Origin of the sequence: Alloalcanivorax marinus, assembly GCF_016785095.1 — a bacterium.
Taxonomy (GTDB): domain Bacteria; phylum Pseudomonadota; class Gammaproteobacteria; order Pseudomonadales; family Alcanivoracaceae; genus Alloalcanivorax; species Alloalcanivorax marinus_A.
The window spans coordinates 68,869-83,779 of the sequence record NZ_JAEKJB010000004.1 but is presented as its reverse complement, the minus strand read 5'-3'; the positions used below and the strand labels follow the sequence as shown (position 1 = coordinate 83,779).

At 64.9% G+C, this 14,911-nt stretch carries 13 protein-coding genes; 11 read left to right on the top strand and 2 right to left on the bottom strand.

Annotated features, from left to right (window positions below):
• Nucleotides 1-132: 132 nt before the first annotated feature.
• Nucleotides 133-594: a DUF2489 domain-containing protein gene (locus JF515_RS05050; RefSeq protein WP_203101618.1), complete on the top strand. Its 462-nt coding sequence runs from the start codon at nucleotides 133-135 to the stop codon at nucleotides 592-594.
• 179 nt (nucleotides 595-773) lie between these two features.
• On the top strand, nucleotides 774-1,451 hold the full coding sequence (locus tag JF515_RS05045; RefSeq protein WP_203101617.1) for a hypothetical protein: 678 nt from the start codon (nucleotides 774-776) through the stop codon (nucleotides 1,449-1,451).
• Between the two features lie 38 nt (nucleotides 1,452-1,489).
• Here the strand turns inward: JF515_RS05045 and JF515_RS05040 are convergent, their stop codons facing one another.
• Nucleotides 1,490-2,161 carry a hypothetical protein gene (locus tag JF515_RS05040; protein WP_203101616.1) on the bottom strand — a complete coding sequence of 224 codons (672 nt, stop codon included), beginning with the start codon at nucleotides 2,159-2,161 and terminating at the stop codon, nucleotides 1,490-1,492.
• Between the two features lie 215 nt (nucleotides 2,162-2,376).
• Here JF515_RS05040 and JF515_RS05035 point away from each other — a divergent pair, with 215 nt between their 5' ends.
• The 3 genes from JF515_RS05035 to thrH all read left to right on the top strand — a co-directional run bounded on the left by JF515_RS05035 (nucleotide 2,377) and on the right by thrH (nucleotide 5,087).
• Nucleotides 2,377-3,282, top strand: coding sequence for a 5'-nucleotidase (locus JF515_RS05035; protein ID WP_203101614.1), 906 nt, complete (start codon nucleotides 2,377-2,379; stop codon nucleotides 3,280-3,282).
• 115 nt (nucleotides 3,283-3,397) lie between these two features.
• Complete coding sequence (gene cysB / locus JF515_RS05030) at nucleotides 3,398-4,372, top strand: HTH-type transcriptional regulator CysB (protein ID WP_203101612.1); 975 nt, start codon at nucleotides 3,398-3,400, stop codon at nucleotides 4,370-4,372.
• Nucleotides 4,373-4,469: 97 nt separating this feature from the next.
• Complete coding sequence (gene thrH, locus JF515_RS05025; protein ID WP_203101604.1) at nucleotides 4,470-5,087, top strand: bifunctional phosphoserine phosphatase/homoserine phosphotransferase ThrH; 618 nt, start codon at nucleotides 4,470-4,472, stop codon at nucleotides 5,085-5,087.
• Nucleotides 5,088-5,124: 37 nt separating this feature from the next.
• On the opposite strand, the gene JF515_RS05020 is transcribed toward thrH, so the two are convergent.
• Complete coding sequence (locus tag JF515_RS05020; RefSeq protein WP_203101602.1) at nucleotides 5,125-6,279, bottom strand: anthranilate synthase component I family protein; 1,155 nt, start codon at nucleotides 6,277-6,279, stop codon at nucleotides 5,125-5,127.
• A 166-nt stretch (nucleotides 6,280-6,445) separates the two neighbouring features.
• Between JF515_RS05020 and JF515_RS05015 the strand changes: the two genes are divergently transcribed.
• The 6 genes from JF515_RS05015 (at nucleotide 6,446) to prpD (ending at nucleotide 14,871) form a co-directional block, all read left to right on the top strand.
• Nucleotides 6,446-7,123, top strand: coding sequence for a GntR family transcriptional regulator (locus tag JF515_RS05015; RefSeq protein ID WP_203101601.1), 678 nt, complete (start codon nucleotides 6,446-6,448; stop codon nucleotides 7,121-7,123).
• On the top strand, nucleotides 7,120-8,013 hold the full coding sequence (gene prpB / locus JF515_RS05010) for a methylisocitrate lyase (RefSeq protein WP_203101600.1): 894 nt from the start codon (nucleotides 7,120-7,122) through the stop codon (nucleotides 8,011-8,013). Before JF515_RS05015 ends, prpB begins: the two co-directional genes overlap by 4 nt.
• A gap of 28 nt (nucleotides 8,014-8,041) precedes the next feature.
• Nucleotides 8,042-9,166 carry a bifunctional 2-methylcitrate synthase/citrate synthase gene (gene prpC / locus JF515_RS05005; protein ID WP_203101599.1) on the top strand — a complete coding sequence of 375 codons (1,125 nt, stop codon included), beginning with the start codon at nucleotides 8,042-8,044 and terminating at the stop codon, nucleotides 9,164-9,166.
• Between the two features lie 183 nt (nucleotides 9,167-9,349).
• On the top strand, nucleotides 9,350-11,938 hold the full coding sequence (gene acnD / locus JF515_RS05000) for a Fe/S-dependent 2-methylisocitrate dehydratase AcnD (protein WP_203101598.1): 2,589 nt from the start codon (nucleotides 9,350-9,352) through the stop codon (nucleotides 11,936-11,938).
• 161 nt (nucleotides 11,939-12,099) lie between these two features.
• Entirely contained in the window at nucleotides 12,100-13,281 is a 1,182-nt protein-coding gene (gene prpF, locus JF515_RS04995) for a 2-methylaconitate cis-trans isomerase PrpF (RefSeq protein ID WP_203101597.1), read from the top strand.
• A 105-nt stretch (nucleotides 13,282-13,386) separates the two neighbouring features.
• Nucleotides 13,387-14,871 (top strand): 2-methylcitrate dehydratase, encoded by a 1,485-nt coding sequence (gene prpD / locus JF515_RS04990; RefSeq protein ID WP_203101596.1) that lies wholly within the window; start codon nucleotides 13,387-13,389, stop codon nucleotides 14,869-14,871.
• The last annotated feature ends 40 nt before the right edge of the window (nucleotides 14,872-14,911 follow it).

Here is a 14,911-nt window from a genome sequence, read left to right as displayed (position 1 = left end):
CTCCATACTCCGGCCGCTCAATGGGTTGCGGACCTTCCGTGACGTACAATGGCGGCACCGGCGGGGCAATTCAATCGCCGCCGCGCCGCGCCGCCCTCGCCACCCAATAACGCAGCAAGGAGTCGTTTGCCGATGATCTGGAAACTGATTCTCGCCGCCCTGGCCGGGCTGGCCATTGGCGCCGCCCTGGGCGCTCTCGTCTGGCGCTGGATGGCGCGCCGTCAGGAACGCCGGCGTCAGGCGGCTCGCCACCGGGAAGTGGTGGCCAGTCTGGAGGTACTGTCCCGGGCCTTGCTGCAAGGCCAGGTGGACAGCAGCGAAGCGACCATCCGCATGAGCGTGTTGCTCGACTGCCTGCCCCAGGACGTGCAGCCCAAGGTCGACGTGGCCGCCATTCACCGGCTCGCCGAGGATGTGGGGGGCTTCGACCGTGGCGAGACCCGCCGTCAGCTCAGCGCCCGGGAGCGGAATCGCCAGGACCTGGACCGGTTGCGTCTGGAAGATGAACAGAACGAGGCGGTGCTGGCCGCCACCCGGCGGTTGCAGGAGGTACTCGATCAATGGCGGGGCCACTTCCCCGGGGATCGCGGCTGAAGCCGCTCCTACAGAAACGCTGGCCATGGTGTTCGTAGGAGCGGCTTCAGCCGCGATCCGGCCGTCATGGCACACCAATGACTCTGCAGACGCGGCTGCTGGTCGCGAGAGCGGCGAGGGCGTTGCCCCCTTGAAGTATCATCGCGCCTTCGTTTTCGCAGTGAGTCCAACCCAGCGTTATGAGCGATTCTACTCTTTACGTGGCCTTTCCGGCCTCCGAGCAATTGCGCGATCGCATCGACACCTTCATCGAATCCGCGCGCGGCGAACCGGAGCGCGATCATGCCGCCCAACTGGAAGCGATCATGGATCCCTTCCTGGACGAGGTGCTGCATACCTATTTCACCGGGCCGATCGACGCCGTCAATGCCAAGGGCACGGCGGTGAACGTGATCCTCGGCGCCATGAAGGTGATCAACAAGGCCGCCCACGGTCTGGCTCACCGGCTGATGCGCAAGGCCAGCGTGGCGGAGCAGCGTGCCCTGGCGGACCATTTCGCGGCCCTGCGTCTGGAGAAAGACGGCCAGGTTTACATCGGTTACCCGCTGTCACCGTCCCTGGCCGAACGGGCCAGCCTGGTGTTCCAGGAATTCGCCGATGGCCAGGGTGAAATGAAGCATCTGGTGGAAGTGATGGATGGCATCAGCGCCGGCGCCATCGAAAACTATCTGGACAAGACCGTGGGCAATCTGGAGCTGGGCCGCTTCAACCGGGGGCTGGTGTCCGGCGCCCGGGCGACCATCAAGAAAGCTTCGGCGTCGTCGGTGGAGAAGGGTATTCCGGCCATGGACCGGGCGCACCGCAAACCGGTGGTGGCGTACTTCGAATCCTTGCTGCTGGCCCCCGACAGGGGCTAGGCGAGGGAAGGCCGGGCCTGGCGGCCCGGCCCGCTGGTTCAGCTTGACGCCGAACCGTCGCTGGAGGGGCTGTCGGTGCCCGCCGACGGCTGCGGGGCAGGGGCCTTGCTGGCGGCTTTTTTGGCCGGCGCTTTCTTGCGGGCCGGCGCCTTGCGAGTGGCGGCTTTCTTGGCGCTGGTCTTCTTGGCGGCGGCCTTCTTGGCGGTGGTTTTCTTCGCCGCGCTCTTCTTCACCGCCGCTTTTTTGGTAGTGGCCTTTTTCTTGGCGACGGCTTTCTTGGGCGTCACCCGCTTCTCGATGTCCCGGGCGCGTTTTTCCAGGTCCCTCTCGTACTGATGAATCACCTTGGCCAGGCTGCTGGCCTGCTTGGCGGTGGCCTTGAGCACGCGTACCTCGGTTTCCAGGAAACGCTTGCGGGCTTCGGAATCATCGACCCGCTGACGGGCGTCATCCACCGCCTTGCGGGCCCGGTCCACCTGACGCTGAACCGTGGAAGTGGCCTTGTCCCGGTACTCGGCCTGCACCTTTTCGAGCCGGTTAAGCCGTTCGCGGCGGCGATTCATTTCATCGCTGACACGCTGGCGGGCTTTGTCCAGCTGGCTTTCCAACTGGGCGATCTGTTTTTCCCGTTCCTTATCGAAGCGCTCGGCGAGTTTTCGAATCTGGCTTTGCAGATCGTCGAGGCGGGTCTTTACCTTGTTCGCGGCCATGGATGACTCCCTTTCCCCTGTTCGGTTGGCGTGGGCGGATCGTTGAGGACATGATTGCCGATCCGCTTGAAACTGTATGTCACATTATTCGGCTGGACAACAGCCCCAGCGCCCCGGGCGGCGGGCTTTATGATGAATTCGTGTAACCACCGGCACCGTTGTCGGCGCGACGGTGAGCGGCGATACTGTGCGCCTGAGCAAACAACGGAAGCGTTATGCCGGTTTCTTTCGATGGCAAGTTGGTGGTGGCGATCAGTTCCAGGGCGTTGTTCGATCTGAGCGACAGCCACCAGGTGTTCGAGAACCAGGGCCTGGATGCCTTCCAGGATTACCAGGTCTCCCACGAGGACGACATTCTGCGTCCCGGTGACGCCTTCGCGCTGGTGAAGAAGCTGCTGGCGATCAACGAAATGGAGGAAGGGCGCGGCCGGGTGGAGGTGATCCTGCTGTCGCGCAACAGTTCCGATACCGGCCTGCGCGTGTTCAACTCCATCGAGCACTACCGGCTGCCGATTACCCGGGCGGCGTTCGCCGGCGGCCAGAGTCCGCACCGTTATGTGTCCGCGTTCGGCGCCCATCTGTTTCTGTCCACCGACCCGGAGGATGTGCGCCAGGTGCTTGATGCCGGCTACGCCGCCGCCACCATTCTGTCCGGTGCCACCCTGGACCCCAAGGACGAGGTGCTGCGTATCGCTTTCGACGGCGACGCGGTGCTGTTCTCCGACGAATCCGAGCAGGTGTTTCAAAGCGCCGGCCTGGAAGCCTTCGCCGAGAGCGAGAAGCAGGCCGCCCGCCAGCCGCTCAGTGACGGGCCCTTCAAGGCGTTCCTGGAAGCCCTGCATCAGATTCAGCGCGAATTCCCCGCTGATCGCTGCCCGATTCGCACCGCCCTGGTCACCGCCCGCTCGGCGCCGGCCCATGAGCGGGTGGTGCGCACCCTGCGCGAATGGGGCATCCGCCTGGATGAAAGTCTGTTCCTGGGCGGGCTGCCCAAGGGGCCCTTCCTCAAGGCCTTCGGCGCCGATGTGTTCTTCGACGACCAGCAGGGCCACTGTGAATCCGCCCGTGAGCACGTGGCCGCCGGCCATGTGCCCCATGGCATCTCCAACCCCCGTTCCTAGGGCGGCGTTCCCCGGCCCCGTTGCCAGCCTCTTCACGGCCTACTATGCTTGGAACGCATAATTGCCTATATTTTTATAACTGACTTGCGATGCCAAGGCGGTCGAGGAGCGTGGAATGAAGTTGCAGCAACTCCGCTACATATGGGAAGTGGCCCGCCATGACCTCAATGTGTCCGCTACCGCCCAGGCTCTCTATACCTCCCAGCCCGGCATCAGCAAGCAGATCCGTATGCTCGAGGACGAGCTGGGGGTGGAAGTGTTCGCCCGCAGCGGCAAGCACCTGACCCACATTACCCCCGCCGGGGAGGCGATCCTGCGCATCGCCGGCAATATTCTTCAGCAGACCGAATCGATCAAGCGGGTGGCCCAGGAATTCCGCGATGAAACCAAGGGCGACCTGAGCATCGCCACCACCCACACCCAGGCCCGCTATGCGCTGCCGCCGGTGATACAGCAGTTCACCAAGCGTTTCCCGGACGTGTCGCTGCACATGAATCAGGGCACGCCGATGCAGATCGCCGAAATGGCCGCCGACGGCAGTGTCGATTTCGCCATCGCCACCGAGGCCCTGGAGTTGTTCAGCGACCTGATCATGATGCCCTGCTACCGCTGGAACCGGACCGTGGTGGTGCCGGAAGGGCATCCGCTCACCAAGGTCAAACCGCTCACCCTGGAAGCCCTGGCGGAGTATCCGCTGGTCACCTATGTGTTCGGTTTCACCGGCCGCAGCAAGCTCGATGACGCCTTCGCGGAAAAGGGCCTGGAACCCCGGGTGGTATTCACCGCCGCCGACGCCGACGTCATCAAGACCTATGTGCGCTTGGGGATGGGCGTGGGCATCGTCGCCCATATGGCCGTGGACCCGGTGCAGGACAAGGGCCTGGTGAATCTGGATGCAGGCCATCTGTTCGAGCCCAGCACCACGCGTATCGGCTTCCGCAAGGGCACCTTCCTGCGCGGCTTCATGTACGAGTTTCTGCAGCAGTTCGCGCCCCACCTTACCCGCGAGCGGGTGGACGCCGCCGTGGAGGCCGGCAATCGGGAAGAACGGGAAGCCTTGTTCGCCGACCTGGAGCTGCCCTCGCGCTGAGGCCGGCGCGCCGGTGCCGGCGCCGTTGCAATGCCGCCGGGGCGCCGCTACATTGTGCGCGCCTTTTACCGAGCACATACCGATTAAGGGGATCACCGTGGAATTGCTTTGTCTGGACCTGGAAGGGGTGCTGATTCCGGAAATCTGGATCAACTTCGCCGAGCGCACCGGCATCGACGAACTGCGCGCCACCACCCGGGACATCCCGGACTACGACGAGCTGATGAAAATGCGGCTCGGCATCCTCGACCAGCACGGCTACGGCCTGCCGGACATCCAGAAAGTGATCGACACCCTGGAGCCGCTGGACGGCGCGGTGGAGTTCGTGGAATGGGCCCGCGAGCACTTCCAGCTGATCATTCTCTCGGACACCTTCTATGAATTCGCCCGCCCGCTGATGCGCAAGCTCGGCTCGCCGACCCTGCTTTGCCACAAGCTGGCGGTGGATGACAACGGTCACATCACCGACTACATCCTGCGCCAGAAGGACCCCAAGCGGGCCTCGGTGAAAGCGCTGCACAGCCTTAACTACCGCATCATCGCCGCCGGCGATTCCTACAACGACACCACCATGCTCAGTGAAGCGGAGCAGGGCATCCTGTTCCACGCTCCGGACAACGTGATCGCGGAATTCCCCCAATTCCCGGCGGTGCACAGCTACGAGGATCTCAAGAAAGAGATCATCAAGGCCAGCCAGCGCGACCTGCCCCTGTAACCTCTTCGTGCCGTTGTAGGAGCGGCTAAAGCCGCTCCTACGGTGAAGGCACGGACAAGGCCTCCATCAGCTTCCTTACCTTGAACCAGCTTTCCTCGTATTCCTCGTCCGGATCGGAGTCGTAGACGATGCCGCCGCCGCCATGGCAGTACAGTGCGTCGCCGTCGGTCTGCAAGGTGCGGATCAGGATGTTGCTGTCGAAACGGCCCTGGTGGTCCTGCCAGAACAGGCTGCCGCAATAGGCCCCGCGGGTCGCCGGCTCCAGCTCCTGGATGATTTCCATGGCGCGCTTCTTGGGGGCGCCGGTGATGCTGCCGCCGGGGAAGGCGCTGAGCAGTGCCGCCAGGGGCGCCACGCCCGGACGCAGGGTGCCGGTGATGGTGGACACCAGGTGCTGCACGTTGCTGAAGCGGCGCAGTTCGAACAGCGGGTCCACGCGGATCGAGCCGGCCTGGCAAAATTCGCCCAGATCGTTGCGCAGCAGATCCACGATCATCAGGTTTTCCGCCCGGTCCTTGGGGTGGCGGCGTAGCGCCTCGCCCAGGGCCCGGTCTTCTTCCTCATTGACGCCCCGGGGCCGGGAGCCCTTGATCGGCTCGGTGCGCACCACGCCATGGTCGATGCTCAGGAAGCGCTCCGGGGAGACGCCGAACACCGCGTCCTTGCCATCGCGGAAGAAGCCGGCGTGGGGCGCCGGATGGGCGGCCAGCAGCCGGTCGAAGCCGGCCAGGGCGTCGCCGGCCCAGCGGGCCTGGAAGCGTTGGGCGTAGTTGACCTGATAGACGTCGCCGGCGGCCAGGTAATTGAAAATACCGTTCAGTGCCCAGCGGTAACGTTCCCGGGACTGCTCGGCCTGGAACGGGGTGGTGAGTTCGAAGCGCCGTTCGGGGGCTGCTTGATAGGGGCGTGGCCGATCGCGGAACAGGTGCACCACCGCTTCGCCGTTGGCGCCGGCCACGCCGTGCAGTGCTAGGCCGGCGTCGTAGGGGATAAGGCCGCAGGCGAAGCGGCAGTCCCGGGCCAGGGCCTGCTCGACCCGGTCGGGCAGGGCGCGCAGGGCGTCGGCGCCCCGTGCCCGCAGGGTCCAGGCCGGCGTTCCCAGGGACACGGGGCCGTCATCTCCGGCCAGCACGATATGGGGAACATCGGCGCGCGAAGCGGAGCGGTGCGAGCTGTGGGTAACGTCGATCATGATGGTTCCGGCGGCGAAGGACGCTAGTGTAGCGGCGGCCTCCGGGCGGAGCAAAGCATGGTGCCCGGGGAGGATTGTCGACAATAACCATTGAAAGGAAGGGGAGCGGGGAGTAAAGTGCCCGCCAACTCGACCCATTGTCGACAATCATCGGAGTCGCCCATTCATGAACCAGCTCGCCGAAGGCAGCACCCGCACCCTGGCGGACCGGGTTTTCAGCCGCCTGCAGGATGATATCGTGCGTGGTGAGATTCCGCCCGGCAGCAAAGTCAGCGAAACCGAGCTGGCCGGTCGCTATGGCGTTAGCCGGGGGCCGCTGCGCGAGGCGATCCGGCGGCTGGAATCCCGCAAGCTGCTGGAACGCGAGGTGCACGTGGGCACCCGGGTGGCATCGCTCAGCTTCGAGGATCTGATTGAAATCTACTACGTGCGCGAGGCGCTGGAAGGGCAGGCGGCGCGTCTCGCCGCCGAGCGCATGACCGACCAGGAAGTGGCCGGCCTGCACCGGGTGCTGGCGCAGCACGAGCAGCAGCAGGACATCCGTGAGGATACCGCCTACTTCCAGCGCGAGGGCGACCTCGACTTCCATTACCGCATTATTCAGGGCAGCCACAACCGGACGCTGATTCGCATGTTGATCGGCGAGCTGTATCACCTGGTGCGCATGTACCGCTACCAGTTCAGCACCACCGCCAACCGGCCACAGAAAGCCCTGCACGAACACCGCCGCATCGTCGAGGCCATCGAGGCCCGCGACGCGGAGATGGCCGAACTCCTGATGCGCCGCCATATCGGCCGCGCCCGGGAGAACATCGAACAGCAAGCCCAAAGGAGTCCCCAATGAGCCGTCCCAGCAGCGCCGGTGCCCGTTTCCGGCAAGCCCTGGCGGAAGAACAACCGCTTCAGATCATGGGTACCATCAATGCCTACACCGCGATGATGGCGGAGCAGGTCGGTTACCGCGCCATTTACCTGTCCGGCGGCGGCGTCGCCAACGCCTCCTATGGTCTGCCGGACCTGGGCATGACCACCATGAACGACGTGCTTGAGGACGTGCGCCGCATCAGCGCCGCCTCCGAAGTGCCGTTGCTGGTGGACATCGACACCGGCTGGGGCGGCGCCTTCAACATCGGCCGCACCATCAAGGAAATGATCCGCGCCGGCGCCGGCGCCGTGCACCTGGAGGACCAGGTGGCGCAGAAGCGTTGCGGCCATCGCCCCAACAAGGAAATCGTGTCCCAGCAGGAAATGGTGGATCGTATCAAGGCCGCCGCCGATGCCCGCACCGACGATGATTTCTTCATCATCGCGCGTACCGACGCGTTCCAGAAGGAGGGCCTGGAGTCCGCCGTGGAACGGGCCCGTGCCTGCGCGGAGGCCGGCGCTGATGGCATCTTCGCCGAGGCGGTGCACACCCTGGAGGATTACAAGGCGTTCTCCGAAGGGCTCGGCGACACGCCGCTGCTGGCCAATATCACCGAATTCGGCGCCACGCCGCTGTTCACCCGCGAGGAACTGCGCGACGCCGGCGCCGGCATGATTCTGTACCCGCTGTCGGCGTTCCGCGCCATGAACCAGGCGGCGCTGCGGGTCTACCAGACCATCCGTGAGGAAGGCACCCAGAAGAACGTGGTCGATATCATGCAGACCCGCATGGATCTGTACGACTTCCTGGGTTACCACGACTACGAACAAAAACTCGACGAGCTCTTCGCCAAGCAGCGCGGAGAATAACGGACCCGTCAAAACGAGGACGATGACGATGGCAGAGAAGCAACTCAGCGGTGCCGGCCTGCGCGGCCAGGTCGCCGGTAAAACGGCCCTTTCCACCGTGGGCAAAAGTGGCTCCGGCCTCACTTACCGTGGCTACGACGTCAAGGACCTGGCGGAGAACTGCCAGTTCGAGGAGGTCGCCCACCTGATTCTGAAAGGCGCGCTGCCCACCCAGGCGGAGCTGGACGCCTACAAGAAGAAGCTCAAGGGCCTGCGTGGTCTGCCCCAGGCGCTCAAGGAAGTGCTGGAGCGGATTCCCAAGGACGCCCACCCCATGGACGTGATGCGTACCGGCTGCTCCATGCTCGGCAACCTGGAAACCGAGACCAGCTTCGAGCAGCAGCAGGACGCCACCGACCGCATGCTGGCGGCGTTCCCGAGCATCATTTGCTACTGGTACCGCTACAGCCACGATGGCGTGCGCGTGGAAACCGAGACCGATGACGACTCCATCGGCGCCCATTTCCTGCACCTGCTGCGCGGCGAGAAGCCCAATGAGCTGCACGAGGCGGTGATGCACGTTTCACTGATTCTGTACGCCGAGCACGAGTTCAACGCCTCCACCTTCACCGCCCGGGTGTGCGCGTCCACGCTGAGCGACATCCACAGCTGCATCACCGGTGCCATCGGCTCCCTGCGTGGTCCGCTGCACGGTGGCGCCAACGAGGCGGCGATGGACATGATCGAGGGCTTCAAGGACCCGGAAGATGCCGAAAAGGGCATGCTGGGCATGCTTGAGCGCAAGGAAAAGATCATGGGCTTCGGCCACGCGATCTACCGGGAATCCGATCCGCGCAACGCGATCATCAAGCACTGGTCGGAAAAACTGTCCCGCGACGTCAACGGCGAGAACCTCTACAACATTTCCGTGCGCTGCGAGGAAGTGATGTGGCGCGAGAAGAAGTTGTTCTGCAACGCGGATTTCTTCCACGCCTCCGCCTACCACTTCATGGGTATCCCCACCAAGCTGTTCACGCCGATCTTCGTGATGAGCCGGCTGACCGGCTGGGCCGCCCATGTGTTCGAGCAACGCGCCGACAACCGCATCATCCGCCCGAGCGCTGAATATACCGGCCCGGAATTGCGCAAGGTGACGCCCATCGCCGAGCGTTGAGGCTGGAAACGCCGGACGCCGGACGCCGGACGCTAAACCCTAGACGTCCGGGTTTGGGCGTGTTTCCTGCCTGTGCCTCGTTGCCTGGCAGGAAACACACCTATTCTTGCAGACCGGGTTTTGGCGTCCAGCGTCCGGCGTCTAGCGTTCCCCCCATCCACCCAGGTAACCCCAAGGCCATCCATGAACACCGAATACCGCAAACGCCTTCCCGGCACCGAGCTGGATTATTTCGACACCCGCACCGCCGTGGATGCGATCCAGCCCGGTGCCTACGACAAGCTGCCGTACACCTCCCGGGTGCTGGCCGAGCAACTGGTGCGCCGTTGCGAGCCGGCGGCGCTCACCGGCTCGCTCAAGCAACTGATCGAGCGCAAGCGCGATCTGGATTTCCCCTGGTACCCGGCACGGGTGGTATGCCACGACATCCTCGGGCAGACCGCCCTGGTGGACCTGGCCGGCCTGCGTGATGCGATCGCCGAGAAAGGCGGCGACCCGGCCAAGGTCAATCCGGTGGTACCCACCCAGCTGATCGTGGACCACTCCCTGGCGGTGGAACACCCGGGCTTCGAGAAGGATGCCTTCGAGAAGAACCGGGCGGTGGAGGAGCGTCGCAACGAGGACCGCTTCCATTTCATCAACTGGACCAAGACCGCGTTCGACAACGTGGACGTGATTCCCCCGGGCAACGGCATCATGCACCAGATCAATCTGGAAAAGATGTCGCCGGTGGTGCAGGTGAAGGATGGCGTGGCGTTCCCGGACACCTGTGTGGGCACCGACAGCCACACCCCCATGGTGGATGCCCTGGGCGTGATCTCCGTGGGCGTGGGCGGTCTCGAAGCCGAGAACGTGATGCTGGGTAACCCGTCCATGATGCGCCTGCCGGACATCGTCGGCGTGGAACTCACCGGCAAGCTCAAGCCGGGCATCACCGGCACCGACCTGGTGCTGTCGCTCACCGAGTTCCTGCGCAAGGAACGCGTGGTGGGCGCCTACCTGGAATTCTTCGGCGAGGGCGCCGACTCCCTGACCGTGGGCGACCGCGCCACCATTTCCAACATGACCCCGGAATACGGCGCCACCGCGGCCATGTTCTACATCGATGGCCAGACCATTGATTACCTGAAGCTCACCGGTCGCGACGATGACCAGGTGAAGCTCACCGAAACCTACGCCAAGGAAGCCGGCTTCTGGGCGGATACCCTGAAGGGCGTGGAGTACGAGCGCGTGCTGCGTTTCGACATGTCCAAGGTGGAACGTACCCTGGCCGGGCCGTCCAACCCGCACGCGCGGCTGCCCACCTCGGAGCTCGCCTCCCGGGGCGTGGCCGGTCAGTGGGAGGAGAAGGAGGGCGAAATGCCCGACGGCGCGGTGATCATCGCCGCCATTACCTCCTGCACCAACACCAGCAACCCGCGCAACATGATCGCCGCGGGCCTGATCGCGCGGAACGCCAACCGGCTGGGGCTGGTTCGCAAGCCGTGGGTCAAATCCTCCCTGGCGCCGGGCTCCAAGACCGTCAAGATGTACCTGGAAGAGGCCAACCTGCTGCCGGAGTTGCAGAGCCTGGGCTTCGACGTGGTGGCCTTTGCCTGCACCACCTGCAACGGCATGAGCGGCGCTCTGGACCCGAAGATCCAGCAGGAAGTGATCGAGCGGGACCTGTACGCCACCGCCGTGCTGTCCGGCAACCGTAACTTCGACGGTCGTATCCACCCCTACGCCAAGCAGGCGTTCCTGGCCTCGCCGCCGCTGGTGGTGGCCTACGCCATCGCCGGCACCATCCGTTTCGATATCGAAAAGGATGCCCTGGGCCATGACGCCGACGGCAACCCGATCCTGCTCAAGGACATCTGGCCGGAGGACAGCGAGATCGACGCCATCGTCAAGGCCAGCGTGAAGCCGGAGCAGTTCCGCGCCACCTACATTCCCATGTTCGAGAAAAAAGGCGACGGCGCCCGGGCGGCCAGCCCGCTGTACGACTGGCGGCCGAAGAGCACTTACATCCGCCGCCCGCCGTACTGGGAAGGCACCATGGCCGGCGAGCGCGGGCTGAAGGGCATGCGCCCGCTGGCGGTGCTCGGCGACAACATCACCACCGACCACCTGTCGCCGTCCAACGCCATCCTGCTGGACAGCGCCGCCGGCGAATACCTGGCGAAAATGGGACTGCCGGAGGAGGACTTCAACTCCTACGCCACCCACCGGGGCGATCACCTGACCGCCCAGCGAGCCACCTTCGCCAACCCCAAGCTGCTCAACGAGATGGTGCGCGACGAGAACGGCGAGGTGAAGCAAGGCTCCTACGCCCGCATCGAGCCGGAAGGCAAGAACACCCGCATGTGGGAAGCCATTGAAACCTACATGAAACGCAAGCAGCCGCTGATCATCATCGCCGGCGCCGACTACGGTCAGGGCTCGTCCCGGGACTGGGCCGCCAAGGGCGTGGCGCTGGCCGGCGTGGAAGCGATCGTCGCCGAAGGCTTCGAACGCATCCACCGCACCAACCTGATCGGCATGGGCGTGATGCCGCTGCAGTTCCAGGAAGGCACCACCCGCAAGACCCTGAACATCGACGGCACCGAGACCTTCGACGTCAAGGGCACGCCGGCGCCCAGGGCCGAACTGACCCTGGTGATCCACCGCGCCAACGGCGACAGCGAGGAGGTCCCGGTGATCTGCCGCCTGGACACCGCCGAGGAAGTGTCGGTGTACTCCGCCGGTGGCATCCTGCAGAAGTTCGCCAAGGAGTTCGTGAAGGCGAGCTGATGCCTGGACGCTGGCACGCTATCCGAGCCAGCCGACGGGCTTTCGGAAAGAGCCGCGCGGCGGTGGCAGCGGCAAGCACGGCGGCTCAGACGTGGTTGTCTTTTAGCGTGCCAGCGTGCCAGCGTGCCTGCGCAAGCCCATACCAACTGAAAGGACCTGCTATGTCCCACGCACCACAGATCAAGATACCCGCCACCTACATGCGTGGCGGCACCAGCAAGGGCGTGTTCTTCCGGCTTGATGATCTGCCGGAAGCCGCCCGGGTGCCGGGCCCGGCCCGCGACGCTCTGTTGCTGCGCGTGATCGGCAGCCCCGACCCCTACGGCAAGCACACCGACGGCATGGGCGGCGCCACCTCCAGCACCAGCAAGACGGTGATCCTGTCCGCCAGTGCCCGCGAAGGCCACGACGTGGATTACCTGTTCGGCCAGGTCTCCATCGACAAGCCGTTCATCGACTGGAGCGGCAACTGCGGCAACCTGACCGCCGCGGTGGGCGCCTTCGCCATCAGCAACGGTCTGGTGGACCCGTCGCGGATACCGGACAACGGCGAGGCGGAAATCCGCATCTGGCAGGCCAACATCGAGAAGACCATCATCGCCCGCATCCCGATCACCAACGGCGAGGTGCAGGAAACCGGTGACTTCGAGCTGGACGGCGTCACCTTTCCCGCCGCCGAGGTGAAAATCGAGTTCCTCGATCCGGCGGACGGGGAGGGCGCCCTGTTCCCCACCGGCAACCCGGTGGACGACCTGGAGGTGCCCGGCGTCGGTACCTTGAAGGCGACCATGATCAACGCCGGTATCCCCACCGTGTTCGTCAATGCCGAGGACATCGGTTACACCGGCACCGAGCTGCAGGGCGACATCAACGAGGATGCCCGGGCGCTGGCCCGGTTCGAGACCATCCGTGCCCACGGCGCCCTGCGCATGGGGCTGATCCAGTCCCTGGAGGAGGCCGAGCAGCGCCAGCACACGCCGAAAGTGGCGTTCGTGGCGCCGCCCCGGGAATACCTGGCCTCCAGCGGCAAGACCGTGGCCGCCGGCGATATCGATCTACTGGTGCGGGCGCTTTCCATGGGCAAGTTGCACCACGCCATGATGGGCACCGCGGCGGTGGCCATCGGCACCGCCGCCGCTATCCCGGGCACCCTGGTGAACCAGGCCGCCGGCGGCGGCGAGCGGGACTCGGTGCGTTTCGGTCATCCCTCCGGTACGCTCAAGGTGGGCGGTGAAGCGCGCCGGGAAGGCGACCGCTGGCAGGTCACCAAGGCCACCATGAGTCGCAGCGCCCGGGTATTGATGGAAGGCTGGGTGCGCGTGCCCGGCGACGTGCTTTCGTAAGCGCCGCCGGATCGCGACTGAAGTCGCTCCTACAGAAGACATTGTAGGAGCGACTTCAGTCGCGATAGCTCCGCCGCCAACCGAACGCATCATCAAGGAGGCACCATGACCGGCAATGTGGATCAGAACCAACGCCCCGACTACGACCCGGAAATCCAGGACATCGTCGACTATGTGCTCGGCTATGAGATCCAGTCGGAGGAGGCCTGGGACACCGCGCGCCTGTGTCTCATGGACACCCTGGGCTGCGGCCTGCTGGCGTTGCGCTTCCCGGAATGCACCAAGCACCTGGGCCCCCTGGTGGAAGGCACCGTGGTGCCCCATGGCGCCCGGGTGCCGGGCACCTCGTTCCGGCTTGATCCGGTGAAGGCGGCCTGGGACATCGGCTGCATCGTGCGCTGGCTGGACTACAACGATACCTGGCTGGCGGCGGAGTGGGGCCACCCGTCCGACAACCTGGGCGGCATCCTGGCGGTGGCCGACCATCTGTCGCAGAAGAACCTGGCCGTGGGTAAGCCGCCGCTGACCATGAAGACGGTGCTGGAAGCGATGATCATGGCCCATGAAATCCAGGGCGTGCTGGCGTTGGAAAATTCCTTCAACCGGGTTGGCCTGGATCACGTGGTACTGGTCAAGGTGGCGTCCACGGCGGTGGTGGCACGCCTGATGGGCGCTGACCGGGAACAACTGCTCTCCGCCGTGTCCCACGCCTGGGTGGACGGCCAGTCCCTGCGCACCTACCGGCACGCCCCCAACGCCGGTTCGCGAAAATCCTGGGCCGCCGGCGACGCCACCAGCCGGGCGGTACGCCTGGCGGATATCGCCCGGCGCGGTGAGATGGGCATCCCCGGCGCGCTCAGCGCGCCGCAGTGGGGCTTCTATGACGTGTTGTTTTCCAAGACCAACAAGGACCAGAAGCTCAAACCGGAGCAGGACCGCCGCTTCAAGTTCCAGCGCGAGTACGGTTCCTACGTGATGGAAAACATTCTGTTCAAGCTGAGCTTCCCCGCGGAATTCCACAGCCAGACCGCCTGCGAGGCGGCGGTGACCCTGCATCCGAAGGTCAAGGACCGCCTCGACCAGATCGAGCGCATCGTCATTACCACCCACGATTCGGCGATCCGCATCATTTCCAAGCAGGGCCCGCTGGCCAACCCGGCGGACCGCGATCACTGCATCCAGTACATGACCGCCGTGCCACTGATCCTGGGCGAACTGAACGCGGACCATTACGAGGACGCCTTCCACCAGGCCCATCCGATCATCGACCAACTGCGCGAAAAAATGGAGATCGTCGAGGACCCGGGCTATTCGAAGGATTACTACGATCCGGAGAAGCGCTCCATCGCCAACGCCGTGCAGGTGTTTTTCAGCGACGGCTCCAGCACCGAGCAGGTGGCGGTGGAATACCCGATCGGCCACCGCCGGCGCCGGGAGGAGGGCATTCCGGTACTGGAAGACAAGTTCCTCCGCAACCTGGCGACCCGCTTCCCGGCCGGTCGGGCGGCGGCAATCATGGAGCTGTGCCGCGACGCCGGGCGCCTCGAGGCCACGCCGGTCAACGAGTTCATGGATCGGCTGGTCATCTGAGCCGGCCCCCTTGTAGGAGCGACTGTAGGAGCGACCGGGC